Here is an 18,075-nt window from a genome sequence, read left to right on the forward strand (position 1 = left end):
TTTCTCCTTACTGGCCTGCGAGGTCCTGGCGGGATTGGCTGATGCGCTGGGCAGCAGGATTCGCGTCGACGTGGTTTTGCAGGTAACGGAACAGGCTGGGGATATCCAGGATCAGGGCTACTTGCCCGGTTCCCAGGATGGTGGAGCCACCAATGCCCTGCAGGTGCTGGAACAGCTGCCCGAGCGGCTTGATGACGGTTTGCAGTTCACCGTGAAGGTGATCGACGATCAGCCCGGCCTGTTGCCGGCCCTGGCTGACGACAATGATGTTGCGGCGTTTGGCGTGACTTTCCGCCAGGTTGAAGTGGGCGGCCAGGGACAGACAGGGCAGCGGCTTGCCGCGCAGATTGAGGTAGCCGTAAGCGCCTGAACTGAGTTGCTCGGCGTCCATCTCCAGACATTCGGTGACCATGTCCAGCGGGATCACGAAATAGTCATCGCCAAGGCTGACGAGGAAACCATCGATGATCGCCAGCGTCAGCGGCAGGCGGATGCGGAAGGTGCAGCCCAGGCCTTCACGGGAATCGATCTCTATGGTGCCGCGCAAGGCATCGATAGCGCTGCGCACCACATCCAGCCCCACGCCGCGGCCGGACAGGTCGGACACGCTTTCGGCGGTGGAGAACCCGGCGGCGAATATGAGTGCCTGGATATCGGCCTCGGGCAGGTTCGCCTGGGCGTCGATCAGCCCACGGGCAATGGCTTTTTCGCGGATACGTGCAGTGTTGAGCCCGCGCCCGTCGTCGGCCACTTCGATCACGATCATGCCCGACTCGTGATAGGCGTTCAGCCGCAGGTGGCCTTCGACCGGTTTACCCGCGGCGACGCGGCCTTCTGCTGACTCGATACCGTGGTCGATGGCGTTGCGCACCAGGTGCGTCAGGGGGTCGGCCAGCTTGTCGATGACCGCCTTGTCGAGCTCGGTGTCCGCGCCACGGATATCCAGACGAATGTCCTTGCCCAGTTGCTGGCTGACATCGCGCACCACGCGCTGGAAGCGGTTGAAGGTGTCGCCGATCTCGATCATGCGTAGCTTCAGTGCGGCTTCACGGATCAGCTCGACGTGCTGGTTGACGGTCTGGGTGCTCTCGATGCAATTGGCATCGCCATGCGAGCGCGCACGCAGCTGTGCACCGGCCGCGCTGATGACCAGCTCACCAACCAGGTTGATCAGTTCGTCCAGCTTGTTTGCAGCCACACGGATCTGGCTGTTTTCCTGGCTGCGCTTTTCACGGGCAACCTGTTGCTTGGCCAGGGCCGCATTCACCGCCTGGGGGCCGACGATGCCTTCGTTCACCAGCACCGTGCCCAGCGGCGGCTTGACCTCGACCGTTTCCGCGGCCTGCAGGGCCAGGCCTTCTTCCAATTCTCGCTCGGTCAACAGGCCACTGGCGACCAGGATCCGGCCAATCTGCGCGTCCGTTTCTGGCAAATCGTGGATCAGCTGCAGGTAGTCTTCCAGCTCGCTGGTCGGCGGCAGGATGCGCAGGGTGCAGAAGTCCTCGATGAATTCGAAAACTTCCTCGATCTCGCCCTTGCTGGCCGGCGTGCACAGCGCGATTTCGAGGCCGAGGTAACAGGTCTCCGGCTGCAGTTCGGCCAGCGAGGGCAACGATTCACTGATTGTCTGTAGATGCAGGATGTCGCCCAGGCGGCTCAGAAAGCGGACGAACGAACTGGGTTCGAAGCCGTTTCGCAGCAGATCGGCGTGAAAGCGCAACGAGATGTGCCAGGCGCCATCGGCGTCGCAACTGGCGCAGCGTTCCAGCTGCCCACGACTGTTGCAGCCGTCCTCGGGCAGCATGACGACTGGGATTTGCGGCGCCTGGGGCGCAGCGTTGATGCAGCTGGCGAGCTCGGCAAGCAGCGGCTGGTGGCGGCTGTCGTCGACCAGCAGCTCGCCCTTGTCGGTATCGATCAGCTCGATCATCGCGCTGATTTCATCCAGGCAGCGCAGCATCAGCGAGATCAGTTCTGGCGACAGGCTCTGCGCACCGTCACGTACCGCCATGAGCAGGTTTTCCAGGTGATGGGTAAAGCCAACCAGCGGCGCGAGCGAAAACAGCCCAGCCGAGCCCTTGAGCGTGTGCATTGCGCGGAACAGCCCGTTGATCGACTGTTCATCGGTGGGGCACTCGTCAAGCAGCAGCAGGTACTCTTCGGCCTGCTTGGCCAGATCGCGGGCCTCCTCGACAAAGCTCAGCAGCAGCTGGCTCCATTGTTCGCCATCAAGCATCACGATCTCCTTTTAGCGATGGGCCAGTAGAACGTCGGGATACAGGGTGTCCAGGCGCAACAGCTCGAGCACCTCGACCACCGCCGCAGCAGGCCCCTGCACCTTCAAACTGCCGCCGGCCGCCTCGAAATGACGCTGGGTCGCGAGCAGCAGCTGCGCACCGGCGGTGTCGATTTCTTCGAGCGCCTCGAGGTCGAGCAGGCAGGGGCGCGCCTCAGGCTTCGCCAGCATGCCCAGCAAGGTCGCATGCGCCTCGCCGACTTCGTATATGGTCAGGCTGCCGGACAGGCGAAGCCGGGCCGGCTCCACGCTGCGGTCGTAAGTGAGTTCGAGCATGTCAGCCGACCAGCTTGTCGACAGCTGTCAGCAGTTGCTGCGGCTGGAACGGCTTGACGATCCAGGCCTTGGCACCGGCGGCCTGGCCCTCGGCCTTCTTGCCCTGCTCGCTTTCGGTGGTGAGCATGACGATGGGCGTGAAGCGGTAGGCCGCATTGGCCTTGACCGCCTTCACCAGGCCGATGCCATCGAGGTTCGGCATGTTCACGTCACTGATGATCAGGTTGATCTTCTGCCCGTTGAGCTTGGTCAGCGCGTCCTTGCCATCAACGGCCTCAATGACCTGATGACCCGCGCCGGTGAGGGTCATCTTCACCAGCTGGCGCATGGAGAGCGAGTCGTCGACGATGAGAATGGTCTTGGCCATGTGGTGATGCTCCTTGTTGAATCAGAAAAAGGTCACGTCGTCGGCAGCGCTTTTGCTACGGGTCTTGCCGTGGCGCTCCTCATCGGTGGTGAAATGCTGGTGCAGCTCGCGCAGCCAGCGCTGCGGGTCGTTCACGCTGTTGTCGCCGGCACGCACTGCCTGGTCGAGACGCTGCATGTCGTGCTGCAGGTGGTCGAGCATCTGGTCAGTTCGGTCCTGAAACTGCAGGCTGACCACGATCTCCTCGATGGTTCCCTGGGTGACGCGGGTTTCCTGCTGCAGCTGCAACGAGGTGACCGAGAGTTCATTGAGGCTCTGCCCCAGCCCCTGCATGACGTCACCCGCCACGCTGTCGAGGTAGCTCAGGTTGTCGCGCTCGCTGATGGTCAGTTCGTCTGCCGCGGTGACAGTGGCGCGGATCGCCTGGTTGATTTCGCTGACCTTGTTGCCCATCTGCTGGCCGGTCTCGGCCGACAGCGTCGACAGCTTGCGCACCTCGTCGGCGACCACCGAGAAGCCGCGGCCATAGTCTCCGGCCCGGGCCGCCTCAATGGCGGCGTTGAGCGCGAGCAGGTTGGTCTGGCTGGCAATGTCCTGCACGTGCTTGGCCATCGATTGCAGCTCAGCCGCGTAGCCGTTGAGGTCGGCAATGGTGCCCAGCAGTTCGGCCTTGCGGCCGCTGGCGGCGTGGAACGCCGAGGTCACTTCATTGAGGCGGTTCTGCGCCTGCCGCAGGCTGCTGGCCATGCCATCGCCGCCGATCACATTGTCCGAATTGCTCAGGGTCTGGCTGAGGCGAGCCGACAATCCAGCGAAGTGCTCGAACAACTGCCGCACGCTGTTTTGCTGGATGTCGCGCACCTGTCCTAGGTTCTTGTCCCAGGTCGGCAACACGGCGTTGAGCAACGGCTCGACGGCCGGTACGGCAACCGGCGGCGCGGTGACTGGTTCGGGGGTGGCCGGCCCACGCGAGGCGCGAGGTTTCAGGAACACCGCAGCGGCGACGCAAATGGCGCTGCCCGCACCGACGATCCAGAACGAGCCCAGGGCAAGACCGGCGAGCCCGGTGGCGATTCCAATCCAGAGTACGGGGTAGGCAAACACGGTACGGCCTCGCGAGACAGAGTCGAATGGTCGGCACGATAGGGAGCCAGCGGAGACCGCGATATCAGGCAAAACCCTAGGCGGCTGTAGGGTGTCCTAAGGTGTCAACGCCCTAAAGTTTTCCCGGCCGCTGCCGGGGCAGCATCGGCCGCCTCCGCGTCATCCATCGAGCTGCAAGGTTGCGAGGGCCGGTGCGCGGACTAGGCTGGATAGAGCGCTCGCGCGGAAACAGCTACCCCTGGCGGTGCCGCACGCAGCGGCACCCACCAACCGCAGGTAACGGTTCTTAGATGACGGAGCGTGTGTCAAACATTGCAGATCGCCTGGGTTCGTCCCACTCACTGTTGCGCTGGATGCCCTGGGCGATCGCCGCGCTGCATGCGGGGCTCATGCTCCTATGCGGACTCTGGGTCGGGGCATGGCCATCGATGCCCATCGGCTGGAGCCTGCTGGCGGTGCTGCTGTCGTCCGCGCTGGTGTGGCTGGCGATCCAGGTCATGCTCCGCTCGATGCAGGCGCAACAGTCAGCCGTCAGCAAAGGCGCAATCGCCCGCGCCGCGCACCTCGCCCCATCGCCGCCAGCCGAGCCGACCGGCACCTATCCGCCGCGAATTTACGAACGGATGGTCGCCAGCCTGCCTGATGGCGTGGTGATCATTCGCAGCGGACAGGTCCGCTTTTGCAATGCGGCGGCCGGCAGCCTGTTCGATCCGTCAGGCGAGGCGCCATCGGTCACAGGCGAATGGCAGCCCTACGTTGCCCCAGACCTACGAGCACGCGAAGCCGAGCGGCTAGACCGCCTGCAGTGTGGCGTGATCAGCCCGCTGTGCTTTCGACACGTCACCCTGCTGCGCGCCGACGGCGCCCCGTTCCAGGCCGAAGTAAGCGAGCTGCTACTGGAAAACGACGGATACCACGACGTGCTCCTGTTGCTGCGTGACATCAGCGAGTCGGAGCGGATGCAGCGCGAGCTGGAGCAGGCCAACCAGCGCCTCCAACATCTGTCGCAGCGGCTGATGGAGGTCCAGGAGAGCCAGCGCCGCCAGCTCGCACGTGACCTGCACGATGACATCGGCCAGCAACTCACTGCCCTCAAGCTGCACCTGCAACGGCTGTGCGGGTCGCTGGCGCATGAACCGGTGTTGGCCAGGCTCGCCGCCCAGCTCAGCGACGCGGCCGACGAAGCGCTGGCCAAGGTGCGCAGCCTGTCGCTGGCGCTGCATCCGCTGCAACTCGAGACGCTCGGTCTGCAGGCTGCCGTGCACTGGCACCTGTCGCGTTTCCTCGAAGCTGCACATACCCGCTGGTCGCTTAAGCTTGATGGCGAAACGGTCGGCCTATCTCCTGACATCGCGCTGGTTGCGTTCCGCATCGTCCAGGAAGCGGTGAACAACGTCGCCCGCCATGCCCATGCCAGCCGCGTGGAGGTCCATATCCGCCGTACGGTCAATCTTCTTCAGGTCGAAGTCATTGATGACGGCGTAGGCTTCGACTTTCGAGCGGCTCGTGCACGCGCTCAAAGTCTGGGCCTGACCAGCATGGAAGAGCGCGTCGCTGCATTGAGCGGAGAACTGAACATAGCAAGCCTCAGCGGGGTCGGCACACGGGTAACCGTAAGCTTGCCGATAGCAGCCCCATCCCCGCACCACGGAGTAGATGCATGAAACGGGTAGCACTGATTGACGATCATGGACTGGTCAGAGCAGGCCTACGGGCACTGGTACAGGACCAGCCAGGATACGAGGTGGTGGCCGAAGGAGCCGACGGTAGCGAGGTCCACGGAATTCTCACCCAACTCAAGCCTGACATCCTGCTGCTGGATATCAGCATGAAACACATGAGCGGCCTGGATGCCCTGCGTCAGTGGCGCACCGAATTCCCCAATGTGCAGTTCCTGATTCTGTCGATGCACACGACGCCCGACTACGTCCTGCAGGCGCTGCGCCTGGGTGCCAGCGGTTACCTGCTCAAGGACGCCGCCGCGCAGGAGCTGGAGCTGGCATTGAGGGCGCTGTCGCGCAACGAGTCGTACCTCAGCCCCGGTATCGCGCAGACAGTCATCCAGTCGGCAGTGATCGAAGGCGGCCAGCGCGAGCAGCCTGGCGCTCCGTCGCTGACGCCACGCCAGATCGAAATCCTGCGGCTGATCGTGCGCGGCGTTTCGACGCGTGATATCGCCAGCGGCCTGGGCCTGAGCGTGAAGACGGTGGATGCGCACCGGGCGCAGATCATGGATCGTCTCAAACTGCGGGATGTGCCCTCACTGGTGCTGTATGCGCTGCGCAAAGGTCTTGTCAGTACCGATGACTGAAAGGCTTGTCGGCCCCGCGCCACTCACCATGACTTCCAATCAGAGCGTCAGCCCGGCCACAGCTGTTCATTTTACGACCAGCCAGCTACACACCAGTCGTAGCGCGCCCTGGCGCTTCGTTTCCCCACGTTATCCACAGAGAGCCCCACAGTAATACTGGACAATAAACGGCTGCGCTCCCAGCTCTCACCAGGCAGTCGCTGTCAAGCAAAATATTCCGCGTAACAACCACTTAACGCTACTCAGGCGTTAGCTGATCAGTTCTTGATCAGCGCCCGCAACGCCAGTGATAGCGCCTGTTTGCGAAGGTCACTAATAGGTTATGCACAGAAGCTTGCACAGACTAAGGGGATAAGTTTGTCACCAGGTCTATCGAAGCGATCAACAAAAGCTAAAGGGCATGCCGTCGGGAAGCGACTAGGCTTGTTTTCAATAACGAGGAGCCGCCCATGCCCAGTCTTGAGATGATCCAGAGCTTGTTTGCCAACTACGCCTTAGGGATCAATGGTGTCTGCATTGGCGAGCGCTGCTGAGGTTTTTGCCGTAGGGAGTCCTGGCGCCCGCCGGACACGTTTCGCCGCACCAGTATCACTGGCTGTATTTTCCAATGGACGGCATCACGCACCAGCCGCAGCGGACGGAGTTTCGGAACCGCGCAACAGGGCCTGAACGAGCGCGCAGTGTCCCGGCGCATTCCAGCAACGCGATCACAGCAACCGCTGCTCCCCTTGCTGAACGAACTGCACCCCAGCTCTGCGACACGCCGGGCAATGCCCCTCCCCTGGCAGTGAGCTATTGTTTGCCATACCGCTGTATGAAAAACAACCGATCAGCTACAGCCCAGGTGCGGCGGCGTTTCGGCAGGGTTCACCATCCTTTATCCACAGCACTCTCCACAGCAATCGGGGATAACTCCCAACCTCACGTTATGCATACGGACGAACACCCACGAATGGGCCTGCTTGGAGATTGCAAAAGCCGTTTAGCTGTGTGTTTTCACCTGTAGTGGCGACCTGATCAAAAGTTGACCAGGTGACGGAAAGCGGCGCGGCTTGTGGCGCTGCGCTGTTGGCCCCAAGGTTATCCACAGAACACTTAACAGATATATGGGATAACTATTTGCGAGCGTTCCAAGGCGGCGCTCGCATCGCTGACTGGTGAACGAACTTCACCGGGGTCGCCTCCTCCAATAGCTACATTCGTCGTACCGGAGTTTTTTATGCCGTCATGGCTCGTTTCTGCAGGCTCGCCTCTGTCAGTGCCGGAGGCCGCTCGATGATGAGTTTCCTGGCTCTGGTGCTGGTGGCATTCGTCTGCTTTGCGCTGGTCTTTTTTATCAAGCAGCGTCAGTACAACCACCCAGCGCTGCGCATGCCCTACCGGCTGCAAGAGCCGTTTTTTCAGCCGAGCGAGCAGGAATTACTGGCCCTGTTGCAGCAGGCCGTAGGTGAGCGCTTCCTGATCTTATGCAAGGTGCGTGTCGCCGATGTGGTCGAAGTCACAGCGGTTCCGCGGCGTGCGCCCTGGTATCAGGCGGTCAACCGCATCTCCGCGGCACGGTTCGATTTCCTATTGTGCGATCCGCAGACGTTGACGCCCTGTTGTGCCATCGAAATGGAGCAGCCTGACGAGTCCAACGCGTTCGTCGATGAGCTCTGCCAGACCATCGATCTACCACTGATCCGCCTGACACCGGAGACCGCCCGCGCCTATGATCGCTTGTGTGCGGCCATTGATCAGGCAATCCCTCCCATCTCACACGGCTCGGCATAATCAGCCGCTGCGATGCCTGAACGGCAGCCCGGGAACTCAAGCACAATAGCCTGCCTACAGAACAACGATGAGCCCCTCGCTCGTTCGGCGTCTGCCTCGTATCAATCGGAGACACCCCTCACTGTGAAGTCGTCATGTCGTTGAAGACACTCTTTTTGAGCCTGTTCGATCTGGCCTCGCGGCTGATTCGCCGCTACCCCGGCACGGTTGCACTCTTTGGTTTCTGTTCGGGCCTGGCCAGTTTTGTGCTGGTCGAGCGCCACGCCGGGCTGGCCAAGGTCATCGCCGCCTTGATGCTGTTCAGCTGGCTCTGGCTGATGTTGGAGAAAAGCCTACGCGCCGGTCTGGAACGCCGCTTCGGCTGGAAGGTGCCGCCGCCTTTGCTGCGCTATGTGACGCAAATGGTCCACCAGGAAAGCCTGTTCTTCATCATCCCGTTCTTTTTCATCACCACGACCTGGAACAGTGGCCAGGCTGCGTTCACCGTGATGCTGGGCGTGGCAGCGCTGGTCTCGCTGGTCGATCCGCTCTATTACAAGTGGCTCGCGCCGCGACGCTGGGTCTATCTGGCATTTCATGCGCTGACATTGTTTGCCGTTCTACTCACTGCGCTACCAATCATCTTTCACCTGTCGACACCGCAAAGTTACCTCTGGGCATTGGGCATCGCCGTGGTACTCGCACTGCCGAGCCTCAGCGGCTTGTTTGCTTCGTGGAACTGGAGAAGCGTGCTGGGGGTGCTGGCGCTCGCTGCCGTGGTCGGTCTGGCCGGTTGGGTGGGACGCACCTGGGTGCCGCCGGCAACGCTCTGGCTGACGGATGTCGCCGTGACCACGACCCTCGATGATGCCTCGCGCAAGCCTGGCAATCGTCTGCGTGAAATTTCCAACCAACAGCTGCACAGCAATGGCCTCTACGCATTTACCGCAATCAATGCGCCACGCGGCCTGAAAGAACGCATCTACCATGAATGGACGCACAACGGTAAGCGGGTCGACCGCATCCCGCTGGACATCAGCGGTGGCCGGGAGGCCGGCTATCGTGCCTGGACCCACAAGCGCAACTTTCCAAACCAGGCCGAAGGTAAGTGGCGCGTGCGGGTGATGACCGAGGCAGGACAGATGATCGGCATGCTGCGCTTCGAGGTCGTGGAATGAACCGCTGAAACCAGGCGGTACTCGAACGGAAGAGCACGTCCGCTAAAGCCCAAGGGAGGAATGCATGGAATGGTGGGACATCTTGACCCGCACCGTCGCCTCGGAGTTTTCCGACATCCCCGACTTCGAGCATGCGATTCGCGTCTCCGTACGGCTCGTCCTGGCCGCGTTTTTGGGTGGCGTGCTCGGCTACGAACGTGAATACAAGGGCAAGGCCGCCGGCCTGCGCACCCATATGCTGGTATCGCTGGGTGCTGCGCTCTTCGTTCTAGTGCCACTGGAAGCGGGGATGCCGATCGAAGACTTGTCTAGGGTCATGCAAGGCATCATCACCGGCATTGGCTTTCTGGGCGCCGGCACTATTCTCAAGGGCAGTTCGGTGGAGGACGTCAAAGGCCTTACCACGGCGGCAGGAATCTGGCTGACCGCGGCCATCGGCGTCGCCACGGGGCTGGGTCATGAGTCCACCGCAGTGATGACAACGGCCTTCGCATTGGTCATCTTTCTGCTGATGCCTCGCCTGGAACAACATGCAGCGCATCGATCGGCCAGTACCAACAAGAGGGGGCGTGATCAGGACAATGCCCCATGACTCCAGCTGCGATCATCACACAGGAGTAGACCATGCCTAGCCGTTACGCTTACCTGACAACCGGGGCGCTTATGCTTGGCCTGGCCGGATGCGGCGACACTGCAACACTGCCGGTCGAAGCGGGCTACGGCCCGGCCCCGGCGCTACCCGAGCCGGACAAGTCGCTGATCCCGACCGTCAACATCGCCGAAGCCACCGGGTGGCCCGCGGATCGCTCGCCGCAAGCAGCTCCCGGTCTACAGGTTCAGGCGTTCGCCGGCGACCTCGATCACCCGCGTTGGCTCTACGTGCTGCCCAATGGCGACGTGCTCGTGGCCGAAAGCAATGCGCCAGCCAAACCGGAGGGCGGCCAAGGCCTACGTGGCTGGATCATGAAGAAGGTCATGGCGCGGGCGGGCTCCGGCGGCAAGAGCGCCAACCGCATCACGCTGCTGCGTGACAGTGATGGCGATGGCACGCTGGAGGACCGCTCGGTATTCCTCGAAGGGTTGAACTCTCCCTTCGGCATGGCACTCATTGGCGATCAGCTGTACGTCGCCAACACCGATGCACTGGTGCGCTTCCCCTACAAGCAAGGTGCGACCAGGATCGACTCGGCGGGTGAGAAAGTGGTCGATCTTCCAGCCGGGCCGATCAACCACCATTGGACCAAGAACGTCATCGCCAGCCCCGATGGATCACGGCTGTACGTCACCAGCGGCTCCAACAGCAACGTAGGTGAAAACGGCATGGAGGCCGAGGAGAACCGCGCGGCCATTCTTGAGATTGACCCGCACGATAAGACGATGCGGTTGTTCGCCTCGGGCCTGCGCAACCCCAATGGTTTGGCCTGGCAACCAGACAGCGGCGAGCTATGGACCACCGTCAACGAGCGCGACGAAATCGGCAGCGACCTGGTGCCGGACTACATGACTTCTGTACAGGACGGTGGCTTCTACGGCTGGCCCTACAGCTATTACGGTCAGCACGTCGACGAGCGCGTGAAGCCGCAACGGCCGGATCTGGTAGCCAAAGCCATCGTGCCCGACTACGCGCTTGGCGCACACACGGCGTCGCTCGGGCTGGCCTTCTACGACGGCTCGCTGCTGCCCGAGCGCTACCGTCACGGCGCGTTCATCGGCCAGCATGGCTCCTGGAACCGCAAGCCACGCAGTGGCTACAAAGTGGTTTTCGTGCCCTTCAAGGATGGCGAGCCGAACGGCACAGCCGAAGACGTGCTGACCGGCTTTCTCAACGAGGATGAGCAGGCCATGGGTCGCCCGGTGGGTGTCGCAGTGGACAAGGCCGGCGCGCTATTGGTGGCCGATGACGTCGGTAACGTGATCTGGCGCGTGACACCCAGCGGCCGGTGAATGGAGAGGATCGCGACCGGGCCCCAACCGGTCGCTACAGGTCTGCTTACAGAATGACCGGCAAGGGACGCACCAACCGAATCTCTTTCGGCGACAGTTCGACGCCATAGGCCAGCACTTCGACGCCCGCCTCCACCGCATCCCGCAGCGCGGCGGCATAGCGCGGGTCGATCTCGCCAGCAGGGCGCACGGCCTCGACTCCAGTAAGGTTGACGCAATACAGTTGTACCGCCCGTACGCCCTGACGGGCCAGCACCGCCAGTTCGCGCAAATGGCGAGCGCCACGGTCCGTCACCGCATCGGGAAAGGCCGCAACAGCCGTATCAGCGAAGCCCAGGGTCACGCTTTTGACTTCAACGAACGCGGGGCCTGCGGGATAGTCCAGGCGGAAATCCACGCGGCTGTTCTCAATACCGTAGGCCACCTCACGCTTGAGCACGGTGAAGCCGCTCAATTCCCCAATCACTCCGGCCAGCAGCGCCTCTTCGACCAGTCGATTGGCCCGTGCCGTGTTGACGCAGGCCAGCCGCCCTTGCGGGGTTTCAACCAGTTCCCAGGTGCCCGGCAGCTTGCGCTTGGGATCGCTGTTGCGCTGAAACCAGACGCGCGCGCCCTCACCCATGCAATTGAGCATCGAGCCGGTATTCGGACAGTGGATGCACAGGTGCTCGCCGGCGTCGGTAATGACATCGGCGAGGAATCGCTTGTAGCGCCGAACCAGCCGACCCTGTTCCAGAGGCGTTGTGAACTGCATCAGCCTTTCCAGCTCTGCAGGCCACGCGCAATGCGCTCGACCGCCAGCTCCAGCCGGGGCAGATTCTGCGTATAGGCGAAACGCACATGGTGACCGGCCTGGTGCCGCCCGAAATCCAACCCCGGCGTAATGGCGACAAACTCGGTTTCCAGCATGTGCTGGCAGAACGTGTAAGCGTCACCGCCGATGGCGCTGATGTCGGCGTAGAGATAGAAAGCCCCTTCCGGCTCCACCGCAATGCCGAAGCCCAACTCGCGCAATGCGGGCAGCAGAAAATCACGGCGCTTGGCAAATTCGCCGCGACGCGCTTCGAGGATTTCCAGGGTGGCCGGCTCGAAGCAGGCCAGGGCGGCATGCTGGGCCATGGTGGGCGCACTGATGTAGAGGTTCTGCGCCAGCTTTTCCAGTTCGCTGACAGCCTGAGGTGGCGCCACCAGCCAGCCGAGGCGCCAACCGGTCATGCCGAAATACTTGGAGAAGCTGTTGAGCACGAATGCCGAGTCGTCGACTTCCAACACACTGGCCGCATCGGTGCCATAGGTAAGGCCGTGGTAGATCTCGTCCACCACCAGATGCCCGCCGCGGCTTTTCAACGCAGCGGACAGGCCCGCCAGATCGTCCCGTGTCAGCAAGGTACCGGTGGGATTGGCCGGCGAAGCCACCAGGGCGCCCACGCTGTCCTTGTCCCAGTAACGCTCGACCAGATCGGCCGTCAGCTGATAACGCACATCCGGACCGACCGGCACTAGTTGCGCGGCACCTTCGATCAGGCGCAGAAAGTGCCGGTTGCAGGGATACCCCGGGTCGGCCAACAGCCAATGCTTGCCCGGGTCGACCAGCAAACTGCTGGCCAGCAGCAGCGCACCGGACCCGCCGGGAGTAATCAGCACGCGTTCGGGGTCAATAGACAGTTGATAGCGCTGCTTGTAGAAACCGGCAATCGCCTCGCGCAGCTGCGGCAGCCCTCGGGCAGCGGTGTAGCGGGTATGACCAGCCGCGAGGGCAGCCTGACCGGCCGCGACAATGGGCTCGGCGGTGGTGAAGTCCGGCTCCCCGATCTCCAGGTGAATGACATCATGTCCAGACGCCTGCAATTGGTTGGCCCGGGCCAGCAATGCCATGACGTGAAAGGGTTCGATTGCACGGCTACGCGCGCTATATGACGAGGTCATCTGACCTTCCTAACGAGTACAAAACGTGAATTCTACCGAAGGTCCCTCTGACACCGCAGCCACCGTGATATTCGGGAGTAGCGCACCCCGATACGATCTGGTAAGTTCGCCCGCTTGCAGCCGCAGGGCCGGCACGGGCCGGCAGAGGGATTCACTATCCTGCGCAATGGACATAGCGAGAGGCGTTCATCCATGCCCATTACTAAAACGACACCCAGCAACCAACTGATCCGCGCCTTCGTTCCCTATAAGGAGTCCAAAGGCGAGGAATACATGAGCGACAACATGCGCGCTCATTTCACCGGCATCCTCAATAAGTGGAAGCTGGAGCTGATGGAGGAAGTCGACCGTACCGTGCATCACATGCAGGACGAAGCGGCCAACTTCCCCGATCCGGCCGATCGCGCCAGCCAGGAAGAAGAATTCAGCCTGGAACTACGCGCCCGTGATCGCGAGCGCAAGTTGATCAAGAAGATCGACGAGACGCTGCAGCTGATCGAAGACAATGAGTATGGCTGGTGTGATTCGTGCGGCGTCGAGATCGGCATTCGCCGTCTGGAAGCCCGTCCGACCGCTACGCTGTGCATCGACTGCAAGACGCTGGCGGAGATCAAGGAAAAGCAGATCGGTTCCTGATCCCGAACGGGGCGCTACGGCGCCCCGCTTCATTTTCGGCCTCCCGCGCCTTTGCTTCACCCCGCCTCGACGCCTCTTACCCGAGCCGGCCCATGTCCGTACCCTCTTCCTATATAGGTCGCTTCGCGCCGACACCCAGCGGCTATCTGCACTTCGGCTCGTTGATCGCCGCCCTCGCCTCCTATCTCGATGCCCGTGCCGTTGGCGGCCGTTGGCTGTTGCGCATGGAAAACCTCGATCCGCCGCGAGAAATGCCGGGGGCGCAGACCTCGATTCTGCAGGCATTGGAAGCCTACGGTTTCCAGTGGGACGGGCAGATGGTCCGCCAAAGCGAACGGCTTGACGTCTATAACGAGGTGATCGATCACCTCAGGCAGGACGGCCATGCCTATGCCTGCACCTGCTCGCGCAAGCAATTGCAGGCGTTCGCCGGACTCTACCCGGGTTTCTGCCGTGAAGCCGCCCGCGACACCACTGACGCCGCCATCCGCCTGCGCGTGCCGGATCGGAACTACAGTTTCAGCGATCGCGTCCAGGGCCAGTACAGCCAGGACTTGGCCCGCGAAGTGGGCGACTTCGTGATCCGCCGCAGAGACGGGCTGATTGCTTATCAGCTGGCGGTGGTGCTCGATGATGCCTGGCAGGGCGTGACCGACGTCGTCCGCGGTGCCGACCTGCTCGACTCGACCCCGCGGCAACTCTTTCTGCAGGACCTGCTTGGCCTGCCACACCCGCGCTACCTGCACGTCCCTCTGATCATTCAGCCCGATGGCCATAAATTGGGAAAACGTTACCGCTCACCGCCGTTGCAACCGGCTGAAGCCACACCGCTGTTACTGCGTGCGCTGCGCGCGCTCGGCCAATCCACGCCGGGCGAGCTGAACGACGCACTGCCCGCCGAGGTGCTGACTTGGGCGACAGGCCACTGGAATGCCGAGCGCATCCCGCGCTGTCGAACCCTGGCCGAGTCGCAGCTTCGCTGAGGCGGCATCTGTGCCTCTTAATATGGGTAAAACCGACGCGCGACACTCTTTTCCGCCAGCCTGTGGCTTGCCGCTTGCCGCTTCCTTTACCATCCGCCTACTTTCGACACGAGTTCCAGCATGTACATCTACCGACTGGTGCTGCTCCTGGTGGTGGGGATCTATCTGTTTTCCCCTGCAATCATGGACTGGTGGATTGACCCCAACGGCGCGTGGTACCGGCCTTATCTGTTGTGGCTGATCCTCATCGTGGTGACCTTCATCCTTCAGAGTCAACGCGATGCAGACGAGCTTTAGCCTCAGCCACCTGATTCTGATCAGTGTCGCCTATCTGCTGGTGCTGTTCGGGGTGGCCTGGATCAGCGAGCGAGGACTGATCCCGCGCTGGGTCATTCGACACCCGCTCACCTACACCCTGTCCCTCGGCGTCTACGCCAGTGCCTGGGCGTTTTATGGCACGGTGGGTCTGGCCTATCAGTATGGGTACGGGTTCCTCGCCACCTACCTGGGCGTGTGCGGCGCGTTTCTGCTGGCGCCGGTCCTGCTCTATCCGATACTACGTATCACCCGAACCTACCAGCTGGCTTCACTGGCGGATCTGTTCGCCTTCCGTTTCCGCAGCACCTGGAGCGGCGCGCTGACCACGGTGGTCATGCTGATTGGCATGCTGCCGCTGCTCGCCTTGCAGATTCAGGCAGTCGCCGATGCCATCGGGATTCTCACCCTTGAACCCCTGCAGGAACGGGTCGCGCTGGGTTATTGCGTGATGATCATGCTCTTCACCATTCTCTTCGGCGCCCGGCATATCGCCACACGGGAGAAGCACGAAGGGCTGGTCTTCGCCATCGCGTTCGAATCGGTGGTCAAGCTGTTGACCTTCGGCGCCATCGGTTTGTACGCGCTGTTTGTCGTGTTCGGTGGGCCGCATCAGCTGGAAATCTGGCTACTGCAGAACCAGTCGGCCTTGCAGGCGTTGCATACGCCGCTGCAGGAAGGGCCATGGCGCACCCTGCTGCTGGTGTTCTTCGCATCGGCGATTGTCATGCCGCACATGTATCACATGACCTTTACCGAAAACCTCAACCCGCGCGCGCTGGTCAGCGCCAGCTGGGGCCTGCCGCTGTATCTGCTGCTGATGAGCCTGGCCGTGCCGCTGATTCTATGGGCCGGGCTCAAACTTGGCGTCAGCACCAACCCCGAATATTTCACCCTCGGCCTCGGTATTACGGCGCAGAGCGAGGCATTGACGCTGCTGGCCTTCGTCGGCGGACTTTCAGCGTCGAGCGGTCTGATCATTGTCAGCACCCTGGCCCTGTCGGGTATGGCACTCAACCATCTCGTGTTACCGCTTTACCAACCCCCTACCGAGGGCAACATCTATCGCTGGTTGAAATGGACCCGGCGCAGCCTGATCCTCGCCATCATCATGGCCGGCTACGGCTTTTATCTGATGCTGGGCGCCGAGCAGGACCTGTCAAACCTGGGCATCGTCGCCTTTGTGGCGACCCTGCAGTTCCTGCCCGGCGTGCTTTCTGTGCTCTATTGGCCGACCGCCAACCGTCGTGGCTACATCGTTGGGCTGCTCGCCGGTATTGCAGTCTGGGTTGTGACCATGCTGCTGCCGCTGGTCGGCAACCTCGATGGCTTCTACATCCCTCTGCTCAACGTGGTCTACGTGCTGGACGACACCAGCTGGCACCTGGCGGCAATCGCCTCGCTGGCGGTCAACGTGCTGGCGTTTTCGCTGTTCTCGCTGTTCACCGAGACCAGCGCCGAGGAGCAGGCCGCTGCAGAAGCCTGCGCGGTGGAAAACGTGCGCCGACCTCAACGTCGTGAGCTGGCAGCCGCCTCGCCGCAGGAATTCGCCACTCAGCTCGCCAAGCCGCTGGGCGCCAAGACTGCGCAGCGGGAGGTGGAACAGGCGCTGCGGGATCTTCAACTGCCCTTCGATGAGCATCGCCCTTATGCATTGCGCCGGCTACGCGATCGCATCGAGGCAAACCTGTCCGGCCTGATGGGGCCGAGCGTCGCCCAGGACATCGTGGAGAATTTTCTCTCCTACAAGAACGGTGCAGACAGCTATGTGACCGAAGACATCCATTTTATCGAGAGTCGCCTGGAGGACTATCACTCACGCCTTACCGGCCTGGCTGCCGAACTCGATGCCCTGCGCCGTTACCACCGGCAGACCCTGCAGGAGCTGCCGATGGGCGTCTGCTCGCTGGCCAAGGACCAGGAAATCCTGATGTGGAACAAAGCTCTGGAAGAGCTCACCGAAATTCCCGCACTGCAGGTGGTGGGCTCTCGTCTGTCGACCATCGCCGAGCCCTGGCAGAGCCTGCTAAGCGATTTTACTCGGCAGCGCGAGGAGCACCTGCATAAACAACGCTTGCAGCTGGACGGCCATAGCCGCTGCCTGAACCTGCACAAGGCCGCGATCGCCGAGCCGCTGGCGCCCGGCAGTAGCGGTCTGGTACTGCTGGTCGAAGACCTCACCGAAACCCAACAGCTGGAGGACCGCCTCGTTCACTCCGAACGCCTGGCCAGCATTGGTCGGTTGGCGGCGGGGGTCGCTCACGAAATTGGCAACCCGATCACCGGCATCGCCTGCCTGGCACAGAATCTGCGCGAGGAGCGCGAGGCAGACCGCGAGATCATCGAGATCAGCAACCAGATCGTCGAGCAGACCAAACGCGTCTCACGCATCGTCCAATCACTGATGAGCTTCGCCCATGCCGGCGGAAGACAACAGGACCGGTACCCCGTGAGCCTGGCCGAGGTGGCGCAAGATGCGATTGCCCTGCTCTCACTCAACCGGAGGGGAACCGAGGTGAGATTCTTCAACCTCTGCGACCCGGATCATCTGGCAGAAGGCGACCCGCAGCGCCTCGCTCAGGTGCTGATCAACCTGCTGTCCAACGCCCGCGACGCGTCGGAGCCCGGCGGCGCGATCCGAGTACGCAGCGAAGTGTCCGAACAGACCGTCTACCTCATCGTCGAAGACGAAGGCAGCGGCATTCCGCAGGCGATTCAGGATCGGCTTTTCGAGCCGTTCTTCACCACCAAGGATCCAGGTGAAGGGACAGGGCTGGGCCTCGCACTGGTCTATTCGATCGTGGAAGAGCATTATGGACAGATCAATATTGACAGCCCGACCGACCCGGAAACCAAACGCGGCACGCGTTTCCGCATTACTTTGCCGCGTCATGTCGAGGCCGCAGATTCCGGTGAATGACGAGGCATCGGCCGTTTTCTGCCAGGTCTCGACCATGGGCGGCCCAGCGTATAGCTGGCCCCACCGC

At 62.1% G+C, this 18,075-nt stretch carries 16 protein-coding genes; 10 read left to right on the plus strand and 6 right to left on the minus strand.

Annotated elements, in window-relative coordinates:
- Nucleotides 1-7: 7 nt before the first annotated feature.
- Genes ACIGHL_RS17670 through ACIGHL_RS17685 form a run of 4 tightly spaced genes read right to left on the minus strand, consistent with a single transcriptional unit; the run spans nt 8 to nt 3,686 of the window.
- Nucleotides 8-2,236 (minus strand): chemotaxis protein CheA, encoded by a 2,229-nt coding sequence (locus tag ACIGHL_RS17670; RefSeq protein ID WP_128121008.1) that lies wholly within the window; start codon nt 2,234-2,236, stop codon nt 8-10.
- A gap of 12 nt (nt 2,237-2,248) precedes the next feature.
- Entirely contained in the window at nt 2,249-2,572 is a 324-nt protein-coding gene (locus tag ACIGHL_RS17675; protein WP_128121007.1) for an STAS domain-containing protein, read from the minus strand.
- A gap of 1 nt (nt 2,573) precedes the next feature.
- On the minus strand, nt 2,574-2,939 hold the full coding sequence (locus tag ACIGHL_RS17680) for a response regulator (RefSeq protein WP_021205875.1): 366 nt from the start codon (nt 2,937-2,939) through the stop codon (nt 2,574-2,576).
- Between the two features lie 21 nt (nt 2,940-2,960).
- Complete coding sequence (locus ACIGHL_RS17685) at nt 2,961-3,686, minus strand: methyl-accepting chemotaxis protein (protein WP_499176419.1); 726 nt, start codon at nt 3,684-3,686, stop codon at nt 2,961-2,963.
- A 659-nt stretch (nt 3,687-4,345) separates the two neighbouring features.
- On the opposite strand from ACIGHL_RS17685, the gene ACIGHL_RS17690 reads away from it, so the two are divergent.
- The 6 genes from ACIGHL_RS17690 (at nt 4,346) to ACIGHL_RS17715 (ending at nt 11,228) form a co-directional block, all read left to right on the plus strand.
- Nucleotides 4,346-5,707 carry a PAS domain-containing sensor histidine kinase gene (locus ACIGHL_RS17690; protein ID WP_181690022.1) on the plus strand — a complete coding sequence of 454 codons (1,362 nt, stop codon included), beginning with the start codon at nt 4,346-4,348 and terminating at the stop codon, nt 5,705-5,707.
- The gene (locus tag ACIGHL_RS17695) at nt 5,704-6,354 is read left to right on the plus strand and encodes a response regulator (RefSeq protein ID WP_128121004.1); all 651 of its coding nucleotides are present in this window, start codon (nt 5,704-5,706) and stop codon (nt 6,352-6,354) included. Before ACIGHL_RS17690 ends, ACIGHL_RS17695 begins: the two co-directional genes overlap by 4 nt.
- Before the next feature lie 1,278 nt (nt 6,355-7,632).
- Nucleotides 7,633-8,127, plus strand: a complete 495-nt coding sequence (locus ACIGHL_RS17700) for a DUF2726 domain-containing protein (protein WP_128121066.1) — start codon at nt 7,633-7,635, stop codon at nt 8,125-8,127.
- Nucleotides 8,128-8,261: 134 nt separating this feature from the next.
- Nucleotides 8,262-9,284, plus strand: a complete 1,023-nt coding sequence (locus ACIGHL_RS17705; protein ID WP_128121003.1) for a DUF5924 family protein — start codon at nt 8,262-8,264, stop codon at nt 9,282-9,284.
- Nucleotides 9,285-9,348: 64 nt separating this feature from the next.
- Nucleotides 9,349-9,876 carry an MgtC/SapB family protein gene (locus ACIGHL_RS17710; protein ID WP_128121002.1) on the plus strand — a complete coding sequence of 176 codons (528 nt, stop codon included), beginning with the start codon at nt 9,349-9,351 and terminating at the stop codon, nt 9,874-9,876.
- A gap of 32 nt (nt 9,877-9,908) precedes the next feature.
- Complete coding sequence (locus ACIGHL_RS17715) at nt 9,909-11,228, plus strand: PQQ-dependent sugar dehydrogenase (protein WP_128121001.1); 1,320 nt, start codon at nt 9,909-9,911, stop codon at nt 11,226-11,228.
- A gap of 46 nt (nt 11,229-11,274) precedes the next feature.
- Here ACIGHL_RS17715 and sfsA read toward each other — a convergent pair whose 3' ends face one another.
- Nucleotides 11,275-11,982, minus strand: coding sequence for a DNA/RNA nuclease SfsA (sfsA, locus tag ACIGHL_RS17720; protein ID WP_128121000.1), 708 nt, complete (start codon nt 11,980-11,982; stop codon nt 11,275-11,277).
- Nucleotides 11,982-13,154, minus strand: coding sequence for a pyridoxal phosphate-dependent aminotransferase (locus ACIGHL_RS17725; RefSeq protein ID WP_128120999.1), 1,173 nt, complete (start codon nt 13,152-13,154; stop codon nt 11,982-11,984). Before ACIGHL_RS17725 ends, sfsA begins: the two co-directional genes overlap by 1 nt.
- 192 nt (nt 13,155-13,346) lie before the next feature.
- On the opposite strand from ACIGHL_RS17725, the gene dksA reads away from it, so the two are divergent.
- The 4 genes from dksA (at nt 13,347) to ACIGHL_RS17745 (ending at nt 18,008) form a co-directional block, all read left to right on the plus strand.
- Nucleotides 13,347-13,790 (plus strand): RNA polymerase-binding protein DksA, encoded by a 444-nt coding sequence (gene dksA, locus ACIGHL_RS17730; RefSeq protein ID WP_019342101.1) that lies wholly within the window; start codon nt 13,347-13,349, stop codon nt 13,788-13,790.
- Nucleotides 13,791-13,882: 92 nt separating this feature from the next.
- A complete protein-coding gene (gene gluQRS / locus ACIGHL_RS17735; RefSeq protein ID WP_128120998.1) occupies nt 13,883-14,773 on the plus strand; it encodes a tRNA glutamyl-Q(34) synthetase GluQRS in 891 nt (296 codons plus the stop codon).
- Nucleotides 14,774-14,893: 120 nt separating this feature from the next.
- A complete protein-coding gene (locus tag ACIGHL_RS17740) occupies nt 14,894-15,070 on the plus strand; it encodes a hypothetical protein (protein WP_003095129.1) in 177 nt (58 codons plus the stop codon).
- Complete coding sequence (locus ACIGHL_RS17745) at nt 15,054-18,008, plus strand: sensor histidine kinase (protein ID WP_128120997.1); 2,955 nt, start codon at nt 15,054-15,056, stop codon at nt 18,006-18,008. Before ACIGHL_RS17740 ends, ACIGHL_RS17745 begins: the two co-directional genes overlap by 17 nt.
- The last annotated feature ends 67 nt before the right edge of the window (nt 18,009-18,075 follow it).

The sequence above is a fragment of the Pseudomonas sp. NPDC077451 genome (genome assembly GCF_044543345.1).
Taxonomy (GTDB): domain Bacteria; phylum Pseudomonadota; class Gammaproteobacteria; order Pseudomonadales; family Pseudomonadaceae; genus Stutzerimonas.